Genomic DNA, 22,360 nt, shown 5'->3' on the forward strand with positions numbered 1-22,360 from the left:
CGTTTCATGGCATCTGACGGCAGCCCCGTTGCAGCCCGCAATGAAAACACCAATCCCGAGCAGGGAAAAAACAAGGATTTGGCGATGACACTGATTGGCACAAAAATGGTTGAGGACGGCCGGACGGCTCGTGAAATTTTCGAACAGCTTATCAGTAATCCGGCACGTAACAAATTTGGATTCGGCGACAAGCTGGCCATCGTCAATGTAGATGTACAACAGGCCTATACCCGCACCGACATGTTCAAGACCGCTTATGAAACGGATCCGCATCAAATCGACTATATCAATCGCATATCTTCCCTCGCCCGGTCGCACGAAATGCCGGTAATCTGGAGCCGCGTAGCCTATAAGGAAGATGCTGCTGATGCCGGTGTCTGGGGGACCCGGACCGATACGGAAGATTCCCTTCAGAACATAAAATATGACAGCGAGCGGCATAAACTGGACCCCCGCTGCGAGGTCGCGCCGAATGACCTCCAATATACAAAACGCATGCCCAGCGCCTTCTTCGAAACCTCTTTGGCAAGTTATCTGACCTGGCACAAAGTCGATACAGTCGTGGTCACCGGCGGCTCCACGTCCGGCTGTGTACGCGCGACGGCGGTTGATGCATTAAGCCATGGCTACCGCACCATCGTCCCGATCGAAACCTGCGCTGACAAGCACGAGAGTTATCATTTTGCCAATCTGACGGATCTGCAGATCAAATATGCCGATGTCGAACCGGTGCAGACCGTAATCGACTGGCTGGAAGCGCAATAGATAGTTCTGGGGACTGTAAAGTCCGCTCCCCAGCGATACCAATTGGAGGATATTATGTCTTTGAAACCGCGCCCAAACCCCGACGCCCTCGGCCACAGAAAACTGTTCGGCGTGCTCGGCCCCTCGACCAATACCGTGGTGCAGCCTGACTTCGACGATATGCGCGTATATGGCGTCACCAACCATTATAGCAGGATCGTGGTCGAGGACGCGCAAGCGATCTCCGACGAAACCTTCATGGCGGGGACGCTTGAGATATCGAACAATACGCTCGACGCCGTACGCGGCGTTCTGACCTGCAACCCCGACTATCTGGTGATGGGCATGTCCGCCGTCACATTCTATGGTGGTGCAAGGGGCGCGGAACAATGGCGTGAAAATATCGAAGCCGAGGCCGGTCTTCAACTGTGCACGGGTTCGCAGTCGTTGATCGAAGCATTTAACGCCTATGGCGGCGTGAAAAAAATTGCTGTGATTTCACCCTATTATCCGTCGGCCAACCGACAGGTTGCAAATTTCATGTCGGATTACGGTATTGAAACCGTTCGTGATATTTGTCTGCGTTGCCCGAGCTGGACCTCCATTGCCCAGGTTTCGACAGAAATATTGCGCGAAAAGCTAAAGGAACTCGACGGCGATGATGTCGATGCCTTGGTGCAGGTTGGCACCAATCTGTCGATGACCCGGCTTGCCGCGGCTGCAGAGACCTATCTTGGCAAGCCGGTTATCGCTATCAACACCGCCACCTACTGGAACGCCTTGCGGCAGAATGAAATTGATGATCGGGTGGTCGGGTTCGGCAGATTGCTCGAGGAATTTTAGCAGCAGGAAACAAAAGGCCCAGAGGTCTGACATTTTGATCATGTCGGCATATCTGCAAAAAAATGGATGCACGCTGGATGCATCGGGTGAAGATAAGGCCGGGCGCGATTTTCAGGAGGCTTGAATGAGTGAATTGGAAGACAATTATCAAACGGCAGGCTTTTGCGGCAAGCTGGAACTTGGCAACCGTCCGGCCCTGGTGCTGATCGATCTGGCCCGCGCCTACATCGACTCCGCATCGCCGCTTTATCTGGGTGACGAAAGCGCGTTTCTTGCCAATATTGAACTGACCAAGGCCGCCCGCGACGCTGGCATTCCTGTTATTTTCACCCGTGTGGAATATATGCCCGGCGGCGGCGATGGCGGTCTGTTCTACAAGAAAGTCGCGGCGCTGTCCCTGTTCCAGAAAGGTGAACCGATGGCAGAATTTGATCCGCGGCTGCAACCCGAAGCAGGGGATGTCATTGTCACCAAGCAGTATCCCAGCGCCTTTTTCGGGACATCTCTGGCCGCCACATTAACCGCCATGGGTGTGGACAGTTGCATCGTTTCCGGCTTCTCGACCTCAGGCTGTGTCCGCGCCAGCGCACTGGATGCATTGCAGAATGGCTTCGTTCCAATAGTCGTCAGCGAAGCTTGCGGAGACCGCGATCCTGCTGTTCAAAAAGCCAATCTGTTCGATATCGGCGCAAAATATGCCGAGATTCTGTCTCTTGATGACGCAAAAGGCTATTTATCCTCAATCTGAGCGAGATCCCGGGCGATATTGGCGGCCGTGGCCTGAAGATCGCTCAGGAACAACTCGGCCGCTTTGCTGGCATTCATCGCGGAGGCAAAATAGATCAGGCCGATTGAACCGGCAATTGTCCCGTTTTCCTGCATGATCGGAACGGCAATAGAGGATGTCTTCCCATCATCGGCCGTATAGGTGTTGCGATTATGAATGGCATAGCCGTTTTGGCGAATCTCGCCGAGAATGGAATCATCGCGAACCAGCAAAAGACCCACTTTGGACGTGTCATTGTCGGTCATTTTCCACCCCTCGATGATCGCGTCCCGCTCCTCGTCATCGCAGTGAGCAATATAGGCCTTGCCCGTCGCGCATTCGGATATCGGCAGCGTATATCCAGGATAATAGTTGGTAAATGTCAGCGAGGTCAGCCCATGGGTCGAATCGCGCACCATCATACTGGTACCGACGCGCGTCGCTAGCGAAATCGGCCAGTTTAACTTATCCGTCAGCGCGACAATATGTTTGCGGGCCACCGTGACCAGTTCATCTTCCGATTGGAAGCCCGTGGACAGGGTTTGCACGAGCCCCGTCACCCGGTACCGCTTGCGCGCGGGTTCTCGCTCGATAAAGCCTTCGTGGATCAGGGTCTGCACGATCCGGCAGGCCGTCGGATAAGGGATATTCGCGGCTCGCGAAATTTCCATCATAGAAATCGGACCGATGCGGTTCGTAGCCTGAATAACGGCGAGCCCCCTGCTGATCGCCCTAATCGGCACGCCGCGATCAAAAGTCTGTTTTGCCATATCTGCTGTTCCTGTTCTGAATCCATATCTAGCCAAATGCCTGCCAAAAGCAATCCGCTGTGCGGATAGATGAGAGACACTGGGCTTTTCCGGCACGATAGCGCGTGAATAGAGACGCAAGTCCGGAGAACGGAGCCATGACCTTATTAGCCTGAATACAGAACCTCTCAAATCCGGTTTGGCGGCGCTTGTGCGCCATCATCGGCAGGACAGTCGAGGATCGAGAAGAGGTGCACCTCGACGTGAAAACAAGACGTCGCGAGAGCGCGACATTGCTCAACATATGAAGGAAGTTGAAATGCCATTATTGAAAATCGAACGCCGTGACCATATTGCCATTCTCACACTCGATCGAGCTGCGACGATGAATGCTCTCGGCGTGGACGGCGATGGTACCGCGTTCCGCGAAGCCTGCGATTCCATCAATATGGACCAATCGATCCGTTGCGTCATTCTGACCGGCGGGGGAAAGGCGTTTTCCGCGGGTGGCGATGTGAAGGCGATGCTTGCCCGCGAGGGCAATTTTGCCGGCGATGGTACCCAGATCCGACAAGGCTATCGCGGCAATATTCATTTGATCCTGCGGGCGCTCGAAACGCTGGATGTTCCGGTCATTGCAGCAGTCAATGGCCCGGCCATCGGTCTGGGCTGCGATCTTGCCTGCCTTGCCGACATCCGGATTGCATCGGAAAAGGCAAAATTCGGCGTCACCTTCCTCAAGATAGGCATCATCCCCGGCGATGGCGGCGCGTGGCTATTGCCCCGCATCATCGGTATGAGCCGTGCCGCCGAGCTTTTCTATACCGGCGATGTCATCGATGCCGGGACGGCGCTGGATTGGGGGCTGGTCAGCCGCATCACGCCGGATGAGGAATTGCTCGATAGCGCGATCGCTCTGGGCCAGAAAATTGCCAGCCAGCCTCCCCATGCGCTGCGCATGACGAAAATGCTGCTTCGACAAGGGCGCAAGGTCGACTATGATACGATGCTGGAAATGAGCGCCGCAACCCAAGCCCTGTCCCACCTGACCGACGATCATATCGAAGGAGTCTCGGCGCTTATCGAAAAGCGAACCGCCAAATTTGCCGGAGCTTAGCCGCTGGAGCACCCGTCGATATTTTCGCGCGTTTCCGGATTGATCGCCAGTCGAAGAGTTGATGGCCTGCGCTTTGCGGACGGTGTCAACCCAATCTAGCCTGACACCGACGAAGGCTCTGCGCCATATCCTGCAAGATTCTATCTGTGTGCCCAGCAACGATCGGACTCAATATGCCAACCCACCATAATCGTCGAAACATCCTGCGCGGCATTGCTGTTGGCGGAGGTGTCACTGCGCTGGGCACGTCTCCAAGCTATGCCATGCACACGGACACCGACATATCAGAAAACTGGGACTATATCGTCATCGGTGCCGGCTCGGCAGGATGCGTGCTCGCCAACCGCCTGTCCGCCAATCCGGAGCACCGTGTCCTGCTGCTCGAAGCCGGTCAGAGAGTTTCGGACGCAGAAGTCTCCTTTCCTCCAGCCTGGCCGGGATTGGCCGGCGGAGCTTATGATTGGGATTATCAGTCTACCACCCAGTCCGGCCTGAACGGCCGGTCGGTAGCCCAGCCTCGCGGCAAGGGCCTGGGCGGTTCGACATTGATCAATGCCATGGGATTTCAGCGGGGTCCCGCCCAGGCGTATGATCAATGGGCACAGCAGACAGGCGATCAGCGCTGGGCCTTCGCATCGATGCTCAAATATTTCCGGAAACTGGAAACTGCATCGAGCGGAGCAAGCGAATATCGCGGCGGCGACGGGCCTCTCAGCGTACTCGAACTGGGCCGCGTTGAAAACACAACAGCGCTGGCACAGGCCATTTTTGCGGCCGGGGTTGCAGCCGGACATCCTGCCAATCCCGACTGGAACGGCGCGCGGGCCGACGGAAGCGTCTGGTCGCAACTGAGCATCAAGGATGGGATGCGGCACACCGCGTCATCCGCCTATCTCGACCCGGTGTCGGATCGCAGGAACCTCACGGTGGTTACCGGCGCGATGGTGAACAAGCTGCAGGTGGTCAAGGGTTGCTGCGAGGCCGTGGCGGTTACCATTTCCGGCCAGCACAAGATTTTGACGGCAAGGCGGGAAACGATCCTCAGCGCAGGAGCCTTTGATTCACCACGGTTGCTATTGCTCTCTGGCATCGGCGACAAGGGCCAGCTTGCAGAAGCCGGCGTTCCGGTCGTCCATCATCTGCCCGGAGTGGGCCAGAATCTTGCGGACCATCTGCTTGCGCCGGGCTTGCTGTTTCAGTCGGACAGGCCACTTCCAGCATCCGCCCACAACCACTGCGAGTCGATGGTGGTCGCACAGAGCCGGCAATCTCCGGGCTGGTCCGATCTAATGATCATGGGCCTCAGCATCCCCTTTGTCAGTCCGGATTTTGGCCCCCCGCCACCCGATAGCTTCGCCTTCGTGCCGGCCATGACCCATCCGAAAAGCAGGGGCAGTATATCCATTACCAGCGCGGACACGAGGGACCCGGCCAGGATTGACCCGGGCTATTTGACCCATGAAGCCGATGTCGAAGCGCTGGTTGACGGATTTGAAATCGCGCGCGAAATCGCTGCTGCAAGGCCATTGCACGGCTGGATTTCGAAAGAATTATACCCCGGCCCCGAGGTTACGGATCGCAAGGGCCTTGCAGCTCATGTCCGCAGGGTTGCGTCTCCATTTTTTCACCCGGTTTCCACTTGTGCGATGGGGCGGGCCAGCGATGAAATGGCGGTGCTTGACAGCGCTTGCAGGGTACATGGTATCGATCGCCTACGGGTGGTCGACGCTTCCGCTTTCCCGTCCATACCGCAGGCAATGACAAATGCTGCCGTGATGGCTCTCGCCGAATGCGCCTCGGATATCATAATGGAGAAAATCTGACCTTTCGCGATTTCTTCGTCTGCCGATCTATTGCCAAGCTTATTGTGCCTGCGCGCTCCAATAGGCGAGGACAAATTTTGCCAGCTCATCATTGAAGGCGTCGGGCTGTTCCGCGAACGGGGAATGACCGGCATTTTCGAAAGCGCGGGACTTTACGGTCGGAGCGCTTTGCAAAAGGGCCGCCAGCGCGGCAGGAGAGACGGACGGATCCTCACTGCCGTGCAGTATCAGTGCCGGCATTTCCCCGAGCAGCGGAACGAGGTCGATATTGTCGGATGGATGTTTGCGAAGCGCCCCTTGCGCATAAGCCGGCACCATCATGCCCAGAATTCGGGCTTCTTCAATCCAGTCTGCTGGCGGCTCGTTCGCCGTCAACATCGGCATGAACAGCTCAACTGCGGCAAGCTGGTCTTCGAAGGCATCGCTTTTCCGCAGCTCCTGTAATTTCATCAATTGGGCGAGAAGCTCGGGATCGGGACCACCAGCGGGTGGCGAAAACGGAATGAATCCGCCCAATGCTCCTATCATTACCAGACCCGAGATATTTCCACGCCCATATTCGCGCAGATAGTCGGCAGCGACCAAGGTCCCGTAAGACCATCCCACTATTACGGGTCTGTGAAGCTTCGTGGCTTTGATCACTTTCTCGATATCCGCAGCCCATATCTTGGGATCGGTATAAGCTTCGGCCTGCCACGGTTTACCCGACATACCATGACCACGAAGATCGAAAGCGACCATTCGAAAACGCTCGGCAAGACTGGATTCAAACTGGGGTGTAAAGCTCGCGGTTCCCATGCCAAGCCCGTGCAGGAAAATTATGGCGGGTCCATCCTCCGGCCCTGTGACCGTAACCGCCAGCGGCACGCCCCCTTCGCCCTCAACATAGAGCGTTTCGGCAGATGCGGCCGCGAGCGGAATTTGTATGATAGCGAGCGTACAGGCCATCGCAATAATTCTGAATAGATTTACCAGCTTCATTTCGATCGCTCCTGTCTGCAGGGCCTGTAAACATCAGGCTATATGTCTGTCCACCAGACTGAAATAGCTGTCGTTCCTGCCTTTATCGGGACCAGAGCCGATGAAAGGGCAAGCACAAGAGACAATCCATAAGTTTCTTTCTATCCGCTGATAGCTATTTTGGATTTGAGCCGGCAGCCCATCCCGTATCTTTATGATCAACGTAATCATGATAATTGTTCTGCCTGCGCCGAACCTATCGTGAAAGTCATCGTCATCGATCAGTCTTGTCTGATCTCCAAATATTGTGGACCCTTATTATGTCAGAAAATACTTTACTGTGCGGCCAGCATGAAATGATGCCTCAGACGACACATGACGAGGCCTCGGCGCTGGGTTACGTTCGCAGCCTGCGGCGGTTGATCACCTCGCAACTGACACCGGGCCACAAGCTGGTTTACGATGCGCGGATTTCCAGAGAGATTGAAAAAGATCTCGGACGCCCGGCGGAACATCGCAACGAAGTGAAACCCTATCTGGAAAAGGACGGCTATCACCAGATGTGGTCGGCGATGCTGCGCACGACCCAGGAGTTGATGTGGAACGCCGTATACCGCTGCGTCGATCGTCAGGCAGAGGAACTGAACAGCAAGTTCCAGCAGTTCAAAAAGACACAGGGACCCGGTTCCCTGGCCATCGATCCTGACTTTGAAATTCCGCCCTATAGCGACCGGGTGGACAATCACACCCAGCCTGGCGGCTATCACACGGAAATAGTCGAGGATGATGTCACGGCCGGTGCTGCCTACGAGCAGAGTATCCATGTCTATATGATGGGCGGTATGGGCCGCTACAATGACGATGTCGGCAAGATGCTCGGCCATTATGTCGAGTGGAAATATCCTGATTTCAAACCGCTCAGAATCCTCGATATCGGCTGCTCGGTCGGGCACAGCACATTGCCCTATACTGAACTCTTCCCCGACGCGGAAATCCACGCTATTGACCTTAGTGCTCCGCTGGTCCGCTATGGGCACGCCCGCGCAAAATCCATGGGCAAGGCCGTCCATTTCGCTCAGCAAAATGCCGAACGCACCAATTTTGAAGACGAAAGCTTCGACCTGATTGTTTCCCATATCATGATACACGAAACGTCGACCAAGGCGCTCACCAATATCATGACGGAATGCCGGCGGTTGCTGAAGCCGGGCGGCCTGACCGTCCATCTCGAGATGTTGCCATTTTCGAAGAAAACCCCGCTGCAGCAATATCTGACCGACTGGGACAGCGTGAACAATCACGAACCGTTCATCGGCAAGATGAACGATCTGGACATGAACGAGGTGCTGCGCGACGCCGGCTTCAGCGAAGCGGAACGGTTCGTCGAATTCGTGCCGATCGGTTTTGACAAGCCGGAAACCGGCTCGCTCGATTACACCCATCTGATCGGTACGGAGCGCCATATCTTCGGAGCGAAGAAAGCGAGCTAGGCCGGTGAACGGCAGACTCTGTGATTAATCCGGCAAAGCACTGCACGCCCAGAATCGCGACCGCGCACAGATTCCCGCACGATTCTGCGGAAATGAGTGGGACGAACCGCGAAGTATCGGGGCAATTATAGCCAAGGGACAGAAACATGGCCGCTTATTTCATTGCTACCATCGACGTAGAAGATTCAAAGACTTTCGATCTTTACCGGTCGCTCAACCCTTCACTGGTGGAGGCGGCAGGCGGGAAATATTTAGTCAAAGGGCTGCCTCTCACGGCATTGGAAGGCGACGACCTGCGCAGCCGGTTCGTCATGATCGAATTTGCCAGTGAAGCGGCTTTGGAGCGTTTCTACAACTCCCCGGAATATGCAGCCCTGAAACCGCTCAGGCAACGCAGCGCAAAATCATCGATCGGCTATGTAAACACCGACAGCGCGACCAGCCATCGGACAGGCTACCAAATTCCCCGCTTCGGGGACGATGTCGTGCTGGAACCCGTAACTTCGGCGATGCCGGAGCTCGGGCCAGATGATCTGCGAATCCAGCCTACGCTGATTTCGCTTAACCCGGTCGACTGGAAAATCCAGGCTGGCATATTGGCTGCACTTCCTTTCGCCTTCCCCTACACACCCGGTGCCGAAGGCGTTGGTATCATTGAAGCGGTGGGCACTGATGTTGTGGGGTTTCGCCCCGGCCAGCGCGTGATGGCATTTTCCAGTCTGGTACGGGGTGGCTGGTTCGCGAACAAGGTGGATGTTTCTGCCAGCCAATGCGCTCTGGTACCCGATGCAATACCGGACGAGCAGGCTGCAGCGTTCAATGTACCGCTGCTCACCGCCCATCAGGCTATCAAGCTTCATCCTGGCGCTGTTAAACGGGCATTGGTGATCGGCGCCTCCGGTAGCGTCGGATCGATCGCCACCAAGCTTCTGGGCCATATCGCAGAGAGCGTTGATGCCATTTGCTCGCCCGGCAACGCGGATCATGTCACCGCCTTGGGCGGGAATGTAGTCACTCCGCAAGAGGCAGCAGAAGGCCGGTATGACTTTGTGCTGGATGCGGCCGGCGGCCCGATAATCGAGACCGCTTATCGCAGTCTCGCCAAAGGAGCGACGCTGGTTTCGATCGTCCAGCCAGTTGATGAAGAGCGGGCTAGATCGGCCTCAGCGCAAGCCATTCGCTATTCCGCGCAACCCGATGGCGGTCAGCTATCGGATCTGATGGCTCGACATCCGGATTTACCAGCGCCGCGCGTGGCCGCCACGCTGCCGTTAGCGGAAGTGAACACTGCCTTGCATCTGTTGAAATATGGGCGCGTCCGCGGCAAAATTTTCCTCAAACCCTGAATAGATAGCGCCAGACTCCGTCACAATTGTCGGCGCCGCCTTGCGGCTGCGGGCTACTGCGTCCGTTCACTGACGGGATAATTGTGCCTGCCGCCGGCTGTCAGGTTTCTTGCATCGATCATTCTGCGTCTAGCCAGCGCACCGAAAAACGGCCCGGACATTTCTGCCCGGGCCGCTTTTCCAGTCAATGGCCGGATCGTAAAAAGCAGAGTCTATTTCTGTGTGCCGACGATAGTGTAGTAACCGATACCGATAACCACACCCTTGGCTTTTTTGGCCTTCATGATTTCCGGCATCGTCTTGGGCAAGTGAACGCTTTCGATCTGCTCCATGAAGAAATTCTGTTCGGGAAAACCGGCGTCGGCATAAAGCCCGGCCAAATTTTCATCCTGCAGGCCGCCCATATAGGGTTCATTGTTATAATGCGCATTCCATTCGCACAGATACTGGCCGAACGGGTCGGTTGCGCCAACCACATCCATATGGATCATCACACCACCCGGCTTGAGAAGGCGATGGCATTCATCGACAATATTCTTGAGAGCCTTGTGGGATGTCTCGTGCATCAGGATATGCGATACAACGAGATCGAAGGATGCGTCCGGGAAATTGGTCTTTTCCGCATTTTGCTGGGTAAAATGGACCGGCTTACCGAGCGATTTCGCACGATAATGACCATATTCGAGACAAGGCGCTGCCACATCCAGCGCGTGCATTTCAGCACCGGGGAAAATATCAAGATACGGCACAGAACTGTGGCCGATGGTACAGCCCATATCCAGTATCGATTTGGGATGCAGGTCGGGGAAATTTTCTTTGATCCATGTCGCTAGGGAAAGCCCCATATCATCGGCAAGCGGACCGGTTTTGCCGTGAAAATAGACATTGACGGTCCGATCGAACTCCGCGCCAGCCAGGAAATCGCCGTCTTCCGTCTTTGTATGATAGCCACCGGGCTTGCAGTGAATGTCTGCATGCGTGTGATAATCAGGAATTTCCAGATCCGGATCCAGCGTCAGCGAACCAACCGCATTGTCGAGCCTGGCAGCTTTTTCCTTTAGCGCCGGCATTTGCCGCTCGATGCTTGGCCGGACCGTGTGATACATCATTTCCTGACTGGTCCGCATCAGCGAACTCCACATCTGGTTGAACGGCTGCTCGTTCAGTGCTTCGCGGACTTCCTTACGGGTTTCCGGCGGTCTGCCGAGCTCTTTTTCAAACTGTGGAACGATCTTCTCATGATAAAGAATGTCATTGCCCGGCATCACTTTCTCGTAAAGATGTACCATGAAGCTGCGCAAGAAGGCTTGCTGCGATAGTTCATCATGATTGGCTTCGGGATACATGTCATGCACTGGCTTGTTCATTTTTCACCTTCCGGTTCTGGCATCGCTAATGATCACTCTTACCGTCCAATCTGAACCCGCAGATTCCCGACGAGTAAGCCACACAGCAAATCTGCGTTCTGATATATTTTATACGTCAGGATAAGGCGCTGGCCTATATGCAAATTACTATTGAGCAATTGAAGGGTTCGATTGGACAATACAGGGTCCCGATCCATAGCCTCGCTTATCTTGCAACCTATCTCGAAACGAGCGGAAGACGTCATGAAAGCAACCGACGAATTTGACTACATCATAGTTGGTGCCGGCTCTGCCGGGTGTGTGCTCGCGGACAGGCTTTCACATAATGGCCGTTATACGGTGGCTGTAGTCGAAGCCGGTGGCCCTGACTCCTCTTTGATCGTGAAAATTCCGGCGGGCGCCATGAAAGCATCCGGCAATCCGGATTTCGACTGGTGCTACATGTCCGAGCCCGATCCGACCCGCGACCAACGCACTGATGCCTGGCCTCGCGGAAAAGTGGTCGGCGGCAGCAGCTCCACCAATGGCCAGCTGTGGGTCAGAGGGCAAGCGGAAGACTATGACGCCTGGGCGGCGCAGGGAAATGCCGGATGGTCCTATGACGACGTGCTGCCCTATTTCCGGGAACTTGAAAGTTACACCGGCGTTTCAGACGATGGTTTGCGGGGCGCGGACGGGCCGTTACACGTAGAAGAGCTGCGCAAGCCGCATATTCTGAGCTCCGCTTTTGTTGCCGCCGCTTCCGAAACAGGTATTCCGGCCATAGCGGACTATAATGGCGCGAACCAGGAAGGGGCGTCGATAGTACAGGTCACCCAGAAGCGGGGCTGGCGGCAAAGCGCGTCAAAAGCATTTCTGCGTCGAGCCCTGAAGCGAAAAAATGTCCACCTGATCGTCAATGCGCTGGTCCGCAAGATCGATATCGAAGACAAGATCGCGCGCGGTATAACCTATTCCAGCAACGGGGCTACCAAGTCGCTGCGGGCACGGCAGGAAGTGATCCTGAGTGCGGGAGCGATTGGATCGCCACAGTTGCTGATGTTATCGGGTATCGGTCCGGGCGACCATCTCCGGGAACGCGGCATCGATGTCGTCGAAAATCTTCCCAGTGTCGGCCAGAACCTGCAGGAGCATTCCGGAATCTGGGTCGTTCAGGAGGTCGTCGACACCGTACGCACCGTGAACCAGGACTATAATCTAATGGGAATCGTCCGGAACGGTCTGAGATTTCTGATCGACGGCACGGGTGCAGCGGCCAGCCCGCCGGCCCAGGCCACGGCGTTCATCCGGTCCGGGCCGCAGGAAGCCACGCCGGATGTGCAGGTGCTGTTTACACCGCTCGGCTATTCCATCGAGGGGCAGGAGGTCGTGCCGATGGCCTCGCCGGCCATGATGTGTGTGCCGACGGTCTGTCATCCGGACAGTCGCGGGGAAATCAGACTGAAAAGCGCTTCAGCCACAGACGCACCTCTGATTTTCCCCAGGCTTTTGAGCGACGACCGGGATTCGGCACGTTTGCAAGCTGCATGCGAATGGGTACGGAAGCTGTTCGAGGCACCCTCGATGAAGCCATATGCAAAGGCGGAGCAGTTCCCCGGGCCACAAGTCGATAGCGATGCCGACTGGCGCGCGCTTTTCCGCGCAGCGGCCGGCCCGGTCTTTCACGTAACCAGCACGTGCGCGATGGGTTCCGGACCGGACAGCGTCGTGGACGCTGACCTGCGGGTTCGGGGAGTTGGCCGGCTCCGTGTGGCGGACGCTTCGATCATGCCGCGCATCACCAGCGGTAACACCAACGCACCAGCCATGATGATCGGGGCAAAAGCGGCGGATCTTATTTTGCGGAATGGCTGACATAGTGCCCCGGCATGCCCCGGACGGGATATATTCCAGGCAGAACGCACCTGGATTGCCGGACAAATGGCGGAAATCCATCCCCGGATTTCCGATGGTATAGCGATTGTTATTTTGCTTCGGGTTTCGCTGTCTGAGTCGGGCCAAACGGCGTCACGTTCAACTCTGTCAGCTCATATCTGAGTGCCGGACCGGGACCGAAGCGGACATCGGCGCGGACCACGATCCGGCTGCCTTTGGTTAGCCAGACTTCCGAACCGCTTGCCATCCGGAAATGGTCCGTGGGAATCTCATAGCCCTGCGGCATTGCAATCGATTCCTCGCCGACCAGCGTGTAGGTCGTCGGCCGGAAACTTCCGGCCATGGTGCCGCCGAACGAGCCCCCCATCCAGAAGACTTCACGCGCTTGATCGCCCGCCGCGGCGATGTCATAATTAAGAAAATGAGAGCCATCCGCGACAACCGGCCCTGTGCCGATCGACCGCTCTTTCAGGCTCTTGTCGGAAGACACAGAAGATAGTTCGATACCGTCCGTGGGGGTTTTCAGGGCCTCGGTTGCGTGAACGGCCTGATCCACACCCGCGTCGGTCTGCACTACATAGGCAGACCCCAGCGCCCCGCTCATAGACCGATTGTGCATGAAGGCCTCACGGGCAATTCCATCCGCTTCGATGACGATCGTCGCATGCCGAACTTCGCCGGCTCTAGCTGTCTCAGATGCGACCTGAAGGACTCGCGACCCGTCTTTTTGAACGAAAAGATTCCAGTAATCTGTGCCGCAATTCTTGCCGTCAGGCGCGGTACAGACGGTTGTGCCACGGTAAAGCCGCTGCAGATTTGCGCCCGAATCGGTCGCCTCATGCGTCTCTGCGGCCGCAGCAATGCCGCCGCCGAGAGCGGCAAGCAATGCTAGCGGAACATATCGGGTTGCGGCTTTCATGGTCAAAGATTTATGCATATCCTGCTGTCCTTTCAAACGGAAACCGGGCAACCGGTGCTAGCTGCGGTCAAAAATTTCGAGGGCAGCGCGCTCGCCCGATTCCATGGCGGATTCCATGCCTACTTCAAGCCGCTTCGTATGCTCGCCGGCAAAATGAAGCCGGTCATGCGGTTTGACCAGGGCCTGCGCGTATCGCAGCGTATTGCCAGCCGGCAGCGCTCCGCTGCAACCGGCGTTAAAGGGCTGCTCGGCCCAGGAGTGGATACCGCTGACTTCAAGCGCACCGACCGTCGAAGGGCGCAACCGCTCGATTTCGCGGATGACAAACTCGCCACGTTCTTTGTGCGGAAGCTGATCGAGCCGGTTTGCCTTCAGACCGGTCGACAAGGCGACCAGCCTGTCCCGGGTGCCGTCATAGTCGAACGCTTGCCGGACCAGATTGATCGGTCCGTCGGTCCACAAAGAGGCGTCCATGCCGTCATCTTCCCAGAACGGCCGGTTCACGTTCATGTAGATGAATGTGGTGTTGGCATAAGGAGTCATCATCACCGCTTCCCGCTGATCACCAGCGAGATGCGGATAGATCGAGATCCGGCGCAATACAGTCAGAGGGACAGCCGAAACAACAAAGCTCGACTCATAGCGCGTTCCGTCGAGACAGGTGACCTCGGCTTTCGTGCCGTTCATTTCGATCCGCGCGACCGCCTTGTTGCGTTGAACGGAATCGCCAAGATACGCAGCCATGGCTTCTGGCAAACGCTGTGTGCCGCCGACCACGCGGGAGCTGACGACGGCTGCCTGCTCATGGGAGTCGCCCTTTACGCTATCGCTGGTCTGCGCCTTAAATTCTGTAAAGTTGCGGGGAATGCCCTGCAACTGATCGAGTGCGGAGGCGCTCCACAGATCGGGTGCGATCAGTCCTTCACTGATCAACCGGATCGCCGCCGGGGAAGCACCGAAGCGCTGCAACCATTGTCCGAGGGAAATATCGTGAGCGCGGGCAGCCTGTTCCAGCCACTCGCTGCTATTGTGAAACGGATCGTTTTTGACGAGAAAACTGCTCATGAGCTGAGTCGGCAGCAATTCGCGTTCCGCCCCTACCGTCTTGTTCAGTTCGGATTGGGCCCAATCTTGGTTACGGACAAGTTTACCGCCGATGGAAAATGTGAATGGCGCATTCAAGTTCGCGCCATGGCTGAGTTCAACGCCCAAGCGTCGGGCCATATCCCGCACACGGGCATATTGCGGGCCAATCTGATTGGCACCAAGCTCGGGACGGCCTTCGATATGATCGCCGGTAAAGGCACGGCCGCCGATTCTGTCAGAAGCCTCCAGAACAGTGACATTATAGCCCGCATCTTTCAGCATTATAGCGGCGTTCAGACCGGAATAGCCGGCACCGATGACTACGACGTCGGCTTTTTCAGCAACCGATGCCATCGCGCTTTTGGGCAATGATGCAGCCTGTACAGTTGCAGCGGCGACAAATGCGGAGTTGGAAACAAATTGGCGACGGTTCAGTTTCATGGCTTGTTCTCGCTTCTTTCGCTGCCCGCAAGGCAGGCTATGGCAAAAGGACAGGCGGCCAGAAGAACGGGCCGCCTGCCTCTTGGGTCAGGTTTAGAAGTTGGCCATCAGCCTGAATCCAACTTCCCGCTTTTCGGGCAGGGTCGCAAAGGCCTTGCGGCCGGTATTTGCCGCCCCGAAAGCGATGCCGGTGTTGCCGGCCGCGGACAGGGTTTTGTCCTGAAAGAGATTTTCCACAAATGCTTCCACCCGGAAATTTTCCGTTACATCCGCACCGGCGCGCAGGTTCACTCTCCAGCTATCGTCAATCTTGTTATAGGCAAAATTGTCCTGATAGCGTTCTCCAAGATAGAGGGCATCAGCACGAACGTAGAGATCACCAGTCGGGATCGGGAAAGCATATGAAGCACTGACAGCACCAGTCCATTCCGAGACATTTGCCGGTTGGTTACCGCCACCCGAAATCGAAGAAGTCGTTGCGAAAGCCGTACAGATCGGTCCGTTTGTCAGAGCAGACGTACCAGGGCAGAGCACTTGCGTTGTTACACTGCCAGCGGCACCCAGTTCCTTCAGTTCGGCATCGACCCAGCCAACGCTACCCATGAGCTGGAACCCGTCGAACGGCTTCAGTGTGATTTCGAAATCAATACCCTTATATTCCGAATTGCCATCCAGATTCAGCGTTGTGGCGCTGGTCGTGCTTAGCACAAACGAATTGGCGAAGGGCTGGTTGTCCCATTCCATATAATATGCGGCGATACTGTAGCTGAGCCAGTCAGCGAGACGTTGCTTGACGCCGAATTCATAGCTTGTGAGCCGCTGGATACCGGTAAAATCGCCAATGACAGATGGATCCGGCAGAAGGTCAAGACCGGCATCCTGAGTAATTCTCGAGAAGTCGGTGGCGTTGGTTGCAACCGAATTCAGGGAACTTTCCGACCAGCTGGCATAGATATTGAGATCGGAATGTGGGGAATAAGACAAAATCACCCTGGGCATGAAGTCATTATATGCATTCTGCGCGTCAATCGTAGCCAGCGCGTTCGGATTGCCGGCTGCGACACCAGGTGCACCGACATAAACCAGAGTCTGTTTGTCATCCACCCAGCGCCCTTCGGCCGAAATTGTCAGTTCCTCGGTTATGTCGAAATCGACAGTACCGAAAATTCCGATGGCTTCATTGTCCTGAAAGTTGGTGCTGAAGGCATTGCCGTTGCGATATTTCTGCTCGTAATAGCTGACACCCAACTCGTAACGGAGCCTTTTTGCCCGATCAGAGGCAACGCGCGCTTCGAAGAATGTATCCTGCGTCCAGTTGCCGAGAGCCGAGGGGAAAATGAAAGTGGATTCCGCGGTTGGATCACCGGTTTCCCCGTAGAAGAAATCTTGGACGCCAACCAGTTCCGCTTCACCGCGCGACGCGAGGCCTTTGACAATATGGCCCGAGCCCAGTTCCCAGTCAAAGCTCAGATTGGCGCGCCAGGCGCCATATTCGTTGCCGAGACCGTCGGGCATCAGGCTGGTAAAGCCCGCCATATCCGGATTGAGTGAAACATTGCCGGTTTGGCCCGTCGCAGAAGCTTCGAACACGGACGCGTCAGGAATGCTTCCGCAGAAGATCGTTTGCGTACTCTGGCTCAGGTCCGTGGTGAAGGGGGTCAGCTCGCCGGTGAGCCCGTTGATGGAACTGCCGCTGTAAATCAGGTTACAATCACCGGGAGCAACCGTCGCGTTGACGCTCTGTGCGTTGGACGTATCTTCGGAATCGACATAATAGCCTGTGGCTTTTACCCGGAATGTCGGTGTGACTTCGAATACGGCAGTGCCGAAGATGGCAAAATTATTCTCTTCGCCGTTCGGATCGCCGTTCACATACTGATAATCGGCGCCTTTCCGCTCATAGGTGGTGGCCACACGCAAGCCGATCGTATCGGTAACCGGACCGCCAATAGCCGCGACGCCACGATAGCTGACCTGTTCGCCCCTGCCAGTGCCGATACCGATTTCAAGCTCGGTGTTCACTTCCAGTTCGTCGCCCGGTTCCTTTGGCACAAAGTTCACAGCGCCGGAAAAGGTGTTACGCGCAAAATAAGCATTTTGCGGTCCCTTGATGACCTCGACGCGTTCCAGATCAATCATCGGAATGAAGCCGATGCCCTGAGAAACATAGGAGCCGTCATAGAAGACAGCACCGGTTCGGGAAGCGGCGCTATCTACCTGCTGCGAAATACCGCGAAACTGCAGCGCTGAACTCGAACGACCGCCGGCCTGACCGTCAGAATTCTGGAATTTGAAACCTGGCGTATAATCCGACATGTTCTGGATATCGCTCACACCTGCAGCATCCAGCTGATCTTGCGACAGAACCGATATGGCAACCGGCACCTCGATCACGCTTTCTTCTCGACCGCGCGCGGTAACAACGATGACATCGTTAGCGTCCTGAGCTTCCACAGCTGTTTGCGCGAATGCGGGAACAATCGAAGTCACCGCAACCGCGGGGGTCAGCAATGTGATCAATGCAACGCTGTTGAGAAGGCTGGAACTCTTGGCTTGTTTTGGCATGTATAATTCCCCGTATTGTCCACACCGAAATTTTTTGCGGTATGGTTATTCCCTGGAGCGTTTTGACTGCCAAAGATGCCAGATTGTGGCAATTCCATTACATCAATGGGTTGATAGGGATTGCCTATTTGCAGTTATTGGCGATTTTTATAACCGTGACCGAAGCATCTATTTGCAGAAGACCGGCACCAACCCATCCAGACGGAGAAAGCTGAGCCGACATCATTCACGCGCATTTTTAGCCTGGAAGTTAAAACGTAAGTTTTTCCATACTTTATGGCAGAAAATGCCTGCATTGCGAGGCTGATACCAGCGGACGGATTAAAACCGTGAACGCACATATAGAGCCATAGGAGTTATTACCCATGAAATTGACAAACCGGAAAACAAGGACAGTTGTCCGAGGAACATTGGTCGCCAGCATGGCAATTGCCCTGATCAGTTTTGGCGGTTTGGCCGCAGAGCGGTCAAATGCGGCTGCTCCAAAACTGAGCCAGGGTGACCGGCTCTGGTTTCAATGCCGAGCCTGCCACACGCTGAAAAAAAATGAGCCGCACAAGCTAGGACCAAATCTGCACGGATTCATAAATGCCAAGGCTGCCACCCGCCCGGGATTCAAATATTCAAAAGCCCTGACAACGTCAGGCATTGTCTGGAATGATGCCGAACTGGATCAATGGATCAAAAAACCGAATGACCTGCTCAAGGGGCACCGGATGAACTATGCCGGAATGACAGACGCCAGCAAGCGCGCGCTTCTGATCAAATATCTGAAAGAGAAAACCCGCTAGCTGCCTGTCTGGCATTAGCGCGATCACTAGACACCTGCGATTTTAGATAAAACCGGACTTTGCTCCTGCCGCTGTTGCCGGATGATCGGAGCGCAATCCATGATATGAAACGAATGAAGGCGGCGCTCCGCCGAGCGCCGCCTTTATCTTGATCACATTCCAGATTCCGCTTGCAACCATTTAGCAATCGTACCGGTCGGGACCGGCCACCGCCAAAAGGTCGCTAGCACCCGCAGCTAGGCGAACAGATCCAGATAGGCCATCGCTTCGCGCAGCCCCGATGTGGCAGCAGCTTCCAGTCCCGCTTCATAATCGCGTGTATGCTCGCCGGCAAAACGCAGACGGTCCATATAGGGTTCGGCCAGCCACGGATACATGTCCCGCGCGTCGCCGGGCCGCATGATATATTTATTGCCTTTGACAAATTTGTTCTGGCCCCAGCTATAGGCGCCAACAGGCATGATCGCACCTTTCATCGATGGACGCATCTTTTCCAGACGTGCCTGGGCAAAGGCCATCATTTCCTGTTCGGTCATGCTATCCATCGTGGCCGCCGCAGTACCATTCATCCAGACGTCCAGCCAGCTGACCTTGCCGTTTTCGTCATGGTTCGCCATGACCCGTTCGATCACATCATCGCTAACCAGTCCGGCCGGATGGCCATCATCTTCCCAATAGGGCTTGGTTGGAATGAAAAAGACATGGGTCGTGAGCGTATAAAGTGCATTATCGATCGCGGCTTTTTTGGGACCGGTCGGTGCTGGCGTAATCGCAATCGAGCGCAGGACCGAATAAGGCACCGTACAGATGATGCTCTTGGCTCTCATTTTTGTGCCACTGGCCATGGTCACCGTTGCACCGTCTTTCTCGACATCGATAGCAACCACCGGATCACCGAGCATCGGCTCCGTTTTCAATAGGGTAGCGATCCGCTCGATCATGGTGAGCATCCCACCTTTGACATTATAGAAGCCGGCCGGACCGTTCGCCGCGTCATATACTTCCCGCACCTTGTCTCCCTTTTTGGGCGTGTCAATGCCGGCAAATTCACGCATCTGGAAAAGCGCGGATGTCTGCCCGAGGCCCATGGTGTTGGAAGTGAGATCGATAAGCCGCAGCGCTTCGTCAGACACGCCATTTTCCTTGAGATAGCGGTCCAGCGCGATATCGTAGTTCAGCATCTCTTCCGAGTTCCAGTTGGTCACGTCCTGGATCTTGTTGTTCTTCATTACGACCGGAAACTCGAGCTGTTCAGGCAATATGCCGCGTTCACTGCCGACAAGACGGTTGGCAGTCGATGTCTCCCAGGCATCGGGATGAACAAACTCGCCGTTGATATGGTAGCTGAATTTTTCTTTTCCCGGCGGCGCGATGAAGGGCACATCGGCTTCATGGGCGTAAGACAGGATATTGCCATAGTTCGGCCCGACGGTTGATGCACCGCAGTCAAACGTACCGTCAGCGGTCCGCAGGGTGAAGCACCGGCCGCCAAGCTGTTTGTCCGCTTCGATCAGCTGGACATTCACACCTTCTGCCTCCAGCCGTAGCGCAGCCGAGATGCCGGCGATACCGCCGCCGATAACCAGGACATCCGTCTCCGTTACCGACCGGGCGTTTCGTGGTGCACAGCCCGCAATCAAGGCTGCTGACAGGCCGCCGATGATTACCTGGCGACGGTTTGTCATGAATGGGGGCTTTGACATTGTCTTGGCTCTTTCGTTTGTGTGATTGATATAAATGGCAGAATATATACGGTTTTAGCGAGGTTACGGCGCGACTTTGACTCGCTGGGTCTGGCGCAATTCGTCATCAAGCTTACCATCAAGGAAAGCGAGGATATCGCTCATCACCACATCTTCATTCTCGATATAGGGATAGTGCCCGAGCCCTTCATATTTGCGGATGGTCGTAGGTGCGCCCGTCATCCAGTGTTCAATGACATCAGCCTCGAGGTGCATGACGGTAGGATTGGACTGGCCCCAGAGGATGAGGGTGGGTGCGGTGATAGCGGCAAATATCGGCCGGGGATCGCCGGTTTTGAAATTATAGGCTCCCGGATCGGCATTCTCGGCCCTGCGATTGACATCATAGGCGAGGGTCACAAGCCATTCGGGTGGCATATCGGGCGCGAAGAAATTTCGCGACAGCAGATTGGCCCAGAATTCGGGCGGCTTGATTTTCATTTTCGACCACTTGCGTTCTTCCGGTCGATCACGGTTGGGATCGCTTTGCACGGTTCGCGGCAAGCCTGCAGAGTTGATCAGAACCAAACGGCTGACGCGGTCGGGAAAATAGGAAGCGTAACGCGATCCCGCGATCGCCCCGCTGGAAGTAGCTACGACATTCACCTTGTCGAGCTGCAGCTTTTCCAGCAATTTCGCGACCACTTCTGCGTTGCGGTTGAAAAAGTCTACACGCCCGCCGTTTAGGCTCTTTCCGTCGATACCGCTCAGCCCCAGGCTGGGAAAATCCGGCCGGATAACGCGATAATTATTCCTGACAAGCTCCGCAGCGACACCATCCCATGCCCGGAAATTCAAAAAAGAAGCATGCAACAGCACAACCGGTTCACCCTGCCCTTCGTCGGCATAATGTAGCGGAACGCCATCGACATCGAGATATCGCGAAGCGCTCGTTTCATATTTGGCCCGCAGATCGGCAAGACTGATCGATCCGGGCTCTGGTTTCGGCGAGGCGTAGGTGGCGGATGATACTAATATCATCATCGCGAAAGCCAGCAACCGGAGTGCGTGCGGCAGCGACCGGGAACAGGAATTGTTTGCAGTCTTCAGTTTCGGGCCTGTCATTTGTCGCTCCTTGGTATTGACGGGAAATGGCTCAAGGTTGCCACTGCATTATAAGCTTGGCCGAGAGCGTCCATTTTCTGGAACTGTTGTGCGGTTTAACCTCCCTGATCATCGTCAGTTCGTTACCGTCACGTATATGGGTATAGCGTGATACAGGTGGGTTTTGGTCCAATCCGTGCGATGTATGCACCGCTTCACGGGCAGCAGTCCAATGCCGGTCATCCACAAATTCCAGACGCGTGGATTTGAAGAAATAGACTTTTTCCATTCCTCCGTAAAAATAGGACATCTGCATCTCGGCGGTCTGGCTGGCCGGGAAGATGACTTTCAGCGTTGAGAAGGCCGTGCCGTCATCCTGAACGAAAAGATTCGTTTCCATGAGAACATCATCATCGGGCTGACACTGAAAGCCCGCGTCGAACCGCGACGAGCGGAGAAGTCCGGTCTCGTTATATTGTTCGAACCGGCCAGTCCAATGGCCGGCCAGTGTACACATAGCGTCGATATATTCGGGTGCAGACTCCCCGGTATCGGCCGCGGAAAGCGGTGCGGCGGTCAGGGCTAGAGCGACAGACAATATGGCTTTCAAAGATTTCATATTTCATTCCCGAAATCGCGAATTGCTCGGCCAGACCGGTCAAACCGGCCTCGGCCTGCTGTGCCAATGGCCG

The 22,360-nt window shown here is 55.7% G+C and carries 18 protein-coding genes; 9 read left to right on the forward strand and 9 right to left on the reverse strand.

Annotated elements, in window-relative coordinates:
• The first annotated feature begins 84 nt into the window (after positions 1–84).
• The 3 genes from BOSE62_RS11640 (at position 85) to BOSE62_RS11650 (ending at position 2,335) form a co-directional block, all read left to right on the forward strand.
• A complete protein-coding gene (locus BOSE62_RS11640; protein WP_159646372.1) occupies positions 85–765 on the forward strand; it encodes an isochorismatase family protein in 681 nt (226 codons plus the stop codon).
• Between the two features lie 54 nt (positions 766–819).
• Entirely contained in the window at positions 820–1,587 is a 768-nt protein-coding gene (locus BOSE62_RS11645) for a maleate cis-trans isomerase family protein (protein ID WP_159646375.1), read from the forward strand.
• Between the two features lie 124 nt (positions 1,588–1,711).
• A complete protein-coding gene (locus BOSE62_RS11650) occupies positions 1,712–2,335 on the forward strand; it encodes an isochorismatase family protein (RefSeq protein WP_159646378.1) in 624 nt (207 codons plus the stop codon).
• Here the strand turns inward: BOSE62_RS11650 and BOSE62_RS11655 are convergent.
• On the reverse strand, positions 2,317–3,123 hold the full coding sequence (locus tag BOSE62_RS11655; protein ID WP_159646381.1) for an IclR family transcriptional regulator domain-containing protein: 807 nt from the start codon (positions 3,121–3,123) through the stop codon (positions 2,317–2,319). The two genes, BOSE62_RS11650 and BOSE62_RS11655, sit on opposite strands and share 19 nt — an antisense overlap.
• Positions 3,124–3,421: 298 nt before the next feature.
• On the opposite strand from BOSE62_RS11655, the gene BOSE62_RS11660 reads away from it, so the two are divergent.
• Positions 3,422–4,219: a crotonase/enoyl-CoA hydratase family protein gene (locus BOSE62_RS11660; protein WP_159646384.1), complete on the forward strand. Its 798-nt coding sequence runs from the start codon at positions 3,422–3,424 to the stop codon at positions 4,217–4,219.
• 173 nt (positions 4,220–4,392) lie between these two features.
• On the forward strand, positions 4,393–6,042 hold the full coding sequence (locus BOSE62_RS11665) for a GMC family oxidoreductase (protein WP_159646387.1): 1,650 nt from the start codon (positions 4,393–4,395) through the stop codon (positions 6,040–6,042).
• Positions 6,043–6,081: 39 nt separating this feature from the next.
• Here BOSE62_RS11665 and BOSE62_RS11670 read toward each other — a convergent pair whose 3' ends face one another.
• On the reverse strand, positions 6,082–7,023 hold the full coding sequence (locus tag BOSE62_RS11670) for an alpha/beta fold hydrolase (protein ID WP_159646390.1): 942 nt from the start codon (positions 7,021–7,023) through the stop codon (positions 6,082–6,084).
• Between the two features lie 299 nt (positions 7,024–7,322).
• On the opposite strand from BOSE62_RS11670, the gene BOSE62_RS11675 reads away from it, so the two are divergent.
• Both BOSE62_RS11675 and BOSE62_RS11680 read left to right on the forward strand, forming a co-directional pair.
• The gene (locus tag BOSE62_RS11675) at positions 7,323–8,492 is read left to right on the forward strand and encodes a class I SAM-dependent methyltransferase (protein WP_159646393.1); all 1,170 of its coding nucleotides are present in this window, start codon (positions 7,323–7,325) and stop codon (positions 8,490–8,492) included.
• A 146-nt stretch (positions 8,493–8,638) separates the two neighbouring features.
• Entirely contained in the window at positions 8,639–9,838 is a 1,200-nt protein-coding gene (locus BOSE62_RS11680; RefSeq protein ID WP_159646396.1) for a DUF1330 domain-containing protein, read from the forward strand.
• 212 nt (positions 9,839–10,050) lie between these two features.
• Here BOSE62_RS11680 and BOSE62_RS11685 read toward each other — a convergent pair whose 3' ends face one another.
• Entirely contained in the window at positions 10,051–11,205 is a 1,155-nt protein-coding gene (locus BOSE62_RS11685) for a class I SAM-dependent methyltransferase (RefSeq protein WP_159646399.1), read from the reverse strand.
• 243 nt (positions 11,206–11,448) lie between these two features.
• Between BOSE62_RS11685 and BOSE62_RS11690 the strand changes: the two genes are divergently transcribed.
• Entirely contained in the window at positions 11,449–13,059 is a 1,611-nt protein-coding gene (locus BOSE62_RS11690; protein WP_159646402.1) for a GMC family oxidoreductase, read from the forward strand.
• 109 nt (positions 13,060–13,168) lie between these two features.
• Here BOSE62_RS11690 and BOSE62_RS11695 read toward each other — a convergent pair whose 3' ends face one another.
• From BOSE62_RS11695 to BOSE62_RS11705, 3 genes are all read right to left on the reverse strand, one after another.
• Positions 13,169–14,017, reverse strand: coding sequence for a hypothetical protein (locus BOSE62_RS11695; protein ID WP_159646405.1), 849 nt, complete (start codon positions 14,015–14,017; stop codon positions 13,169–13,171).
• A 39-nt stretch (positions 14,018–14,056) separates the two neighbouring features.
• Positions 14,057–15,526, reverse strand: a complete 1,470-nt coding sequence (locus BOSE62_RS11700; RefSeq protein ID WP_159646407.1) for a flavin monoamine oxidase family protein — start codon at positions 15,524–15,526, stop codon at positions 14,057–14,059.
• Positions 15,527–15,619: 93 nt separating this feature from the next.
• Positions 15,620–18,091: a TonB-dependent receptor gene (locus BOSE62_RS11705; protein ID WP_159646411.1), complete on the reverse strand. Its 2,472-nt coding sequence runs from the start codon at positions 18,089–18,091 to the stop codon at positions 15,620–15,622.
• Positions 18,092–18,513: 422 nt separating this feature from the next.
• Between BOSE62_RS11705 and BOSE62_RS11710 the strand changes: the two genes are divergently transcribed.
• On the forward strand, positions 18,514–18,882 hold the full coding sequence (locus BOSE62_RS11710; protein WP_159646414.1) for a c-type cytochrome: 369 nt from the start codon (positions 18,514–18,516) through the stop codon (positions 18,880–18,882).
• A gap of 236 nt (positions 18,883–19,118) precedes the next feature.
• On the opposite strand, the gene BOSE62_RS11715 is transcribed toward BOSE62_RS11710, so the two are convergent.
• From BOSE62_RS11715 to BOSE62_RS11725, 3 genes are all read right to left on the reverse strand, one after another.
• A complete protein-coding gene (locus BOSE62_RS11715) occupies positions 19,119–20,585 on the reverse strand; it encodes a flavin monoamine oxidase family protein (RefSeq protein ID WP_159646417.1) in 1,467 nt (488 codons plus the stop codon).
• 63 nt (positions 20,586–20,648) lie between these two features.
• Positions 20,649–21,689: an alpha/beta fold hydrolase gene (locus tag BOSE62_RS11720; RefSeq protein ID WP_159646420.1), complete on the reverse strand. Its 1,041-nt coding sequence runs from the start codon at positions 21,687–21,689 to the stop codon at positions 20,649–20,651.
• Positions 21,690–21,720: 31 nt separating this feature from the next.
• Complete coding sequence (locus BOSE62_RS11725; RefSeq protein WP_159646423.1) at positions 21,721–22,287, reverse strand: hypothetical protein; 567 nt, start codon at positions 22,285–22,287, stop codon at positions 21,721–21,723.
• Positions 22,288–22,360: the final 73 nt, after the last annotated feature.

Origin of the sequence: Sphingorhabdus sp. 109 (genome assembly GCF_902506555.1) — a bacterium.
GTDB lineage: Bacteria > Pseudomonadota > Alphaproteobacteria > Sphingomonadales > Sphingomonadaceae > Parasphingorhabdus.

Bases quoted from the DNA above. Each gene is read 5' to 3' on its own strand.
- BOSE62_RS11715 (WP_159646417.1), bottom strand. From the start codon at position 20,585: ATGTCAAAGCCCCCATTCATGACAAACCGTCGCCAGGTAATCATCGGC.
- BOSE62_RS11660 (WP_159646384.1), top strand. From the start codon at position 3,422: ATGCCATTATTGAAAATCGAACGCCGTGACCATATTGCCATTCTCACA.
- BOSE62_RS11690 (WP_159646402.1), top strand. From the start codon at position 11,449: ATGAAAGCAACCGACGAATTTGACTACATCATAGTTGGTGCCGGCTCT.
- BOSE62_RS11640 (WP_159646372.1), top strand. From the start codon at position 85: ATGACACTGATTGGCACAAAAATGGTTGAGGACGGCCGGACGGCTCGT.
- BOSE62_RS11725 (WP_159646423.1), bottom strand. From the start codon at position 22,287: ATGAAATCTTTGAAAGCCATATTGTCTGTCGCTCTAGCCCTGACCGCC.
- BOSE62_RS11700 (WP_159646407.1), bottom strand. From the start codon at position 15,526: ATGAAACTGAACCGTCGCCAATTTGTTTCCAACTCCGCATTTGTCGCC.
- BOSE62_RS11645 (WP_159646375.1), top strand. From the start codon at position 820: ATGTCTTTGAAACCGCGCCCAAACCCCGACGCCCTCGGCCACAGAAAA.
- BOSE62_RS11665 (WP_159646387.1), top strand. From the start codon at position 4,393: ATGCCAACCCACCATAATCGTCGAAACATCCTGCGCGGCATTGCTGTT.
- BOSE62_RS11670 (WP_159646390.1), bottom strand. From the start codon at position 7,023: ATGAAGCTGGTAAATCTATTCAGAATTATTGCGATGGCCTGTACGCTC.
- BOSE62_RS11685 (WP_159646399.1), bottom strand. From the start codon at position 11,205: ATGAACAAGCCAGTGCATGACATGTATCCCGAAGCCAATCATGATGAA.
- BOSE62_RS11675 (WP_159646393.1), top strand. From the start codon at position 7,323: ATGTCAGAAAATACTTTACTGTGCGGCCAGCATGAAATGATGCCTCAG.
- BOSE62_RS11650 (WP_159646378.1), top strand. From the start codon at position 1,712: ATGAGTGAATTGGAAGACAATTATCAAACGGCAGGCTTTTGCGGCAAG.
- BOSE62_RS11695 (WP_159646405.1), bottom strand. From the start codon at position 14,017: ATGCATAAATCTTTGACCATGAAAGCCGCAACCCGATATGTTCCGCTA.
- BOSE62_RS11705 (WP_159646411.1), bottom strand. From the start codon at position 18,091: ATGCCAAAACAAGCCAAGAGTTCCAGCCTTCTCAACAGCGTTGCATTG.
- BOSE62_RS11655 (WP_159646381.1), bottom strand. From the start codon at position 3,123: ATGGCAAAACAGACTTTTGATCGCGGCGTGCCGATTAGGGCGATCAGC.
- BOSE62_RS11680 (WP_159646396.1), top strand. From the start codon at position 8,639: ATGGCCGCTTATTTCATTGCTACCATCGACGTAGAAGATTCAAAGACT.
- BOSE62_RS11720 (WP_159646420.1), bottom strand. From the start codon at position 21,689: ATGACAGGCCCGAAACTGAAGACTGCAAACAATTCCTGTTCCCGGTCG.
- BOSE62_RS11710 (WP_159646414.1), top strand. From the start codon at position 18,514: ATGGCAATTGCCCTGATCAGTTTTGGCGGTTTGGCCGCAGAGCGGTCA.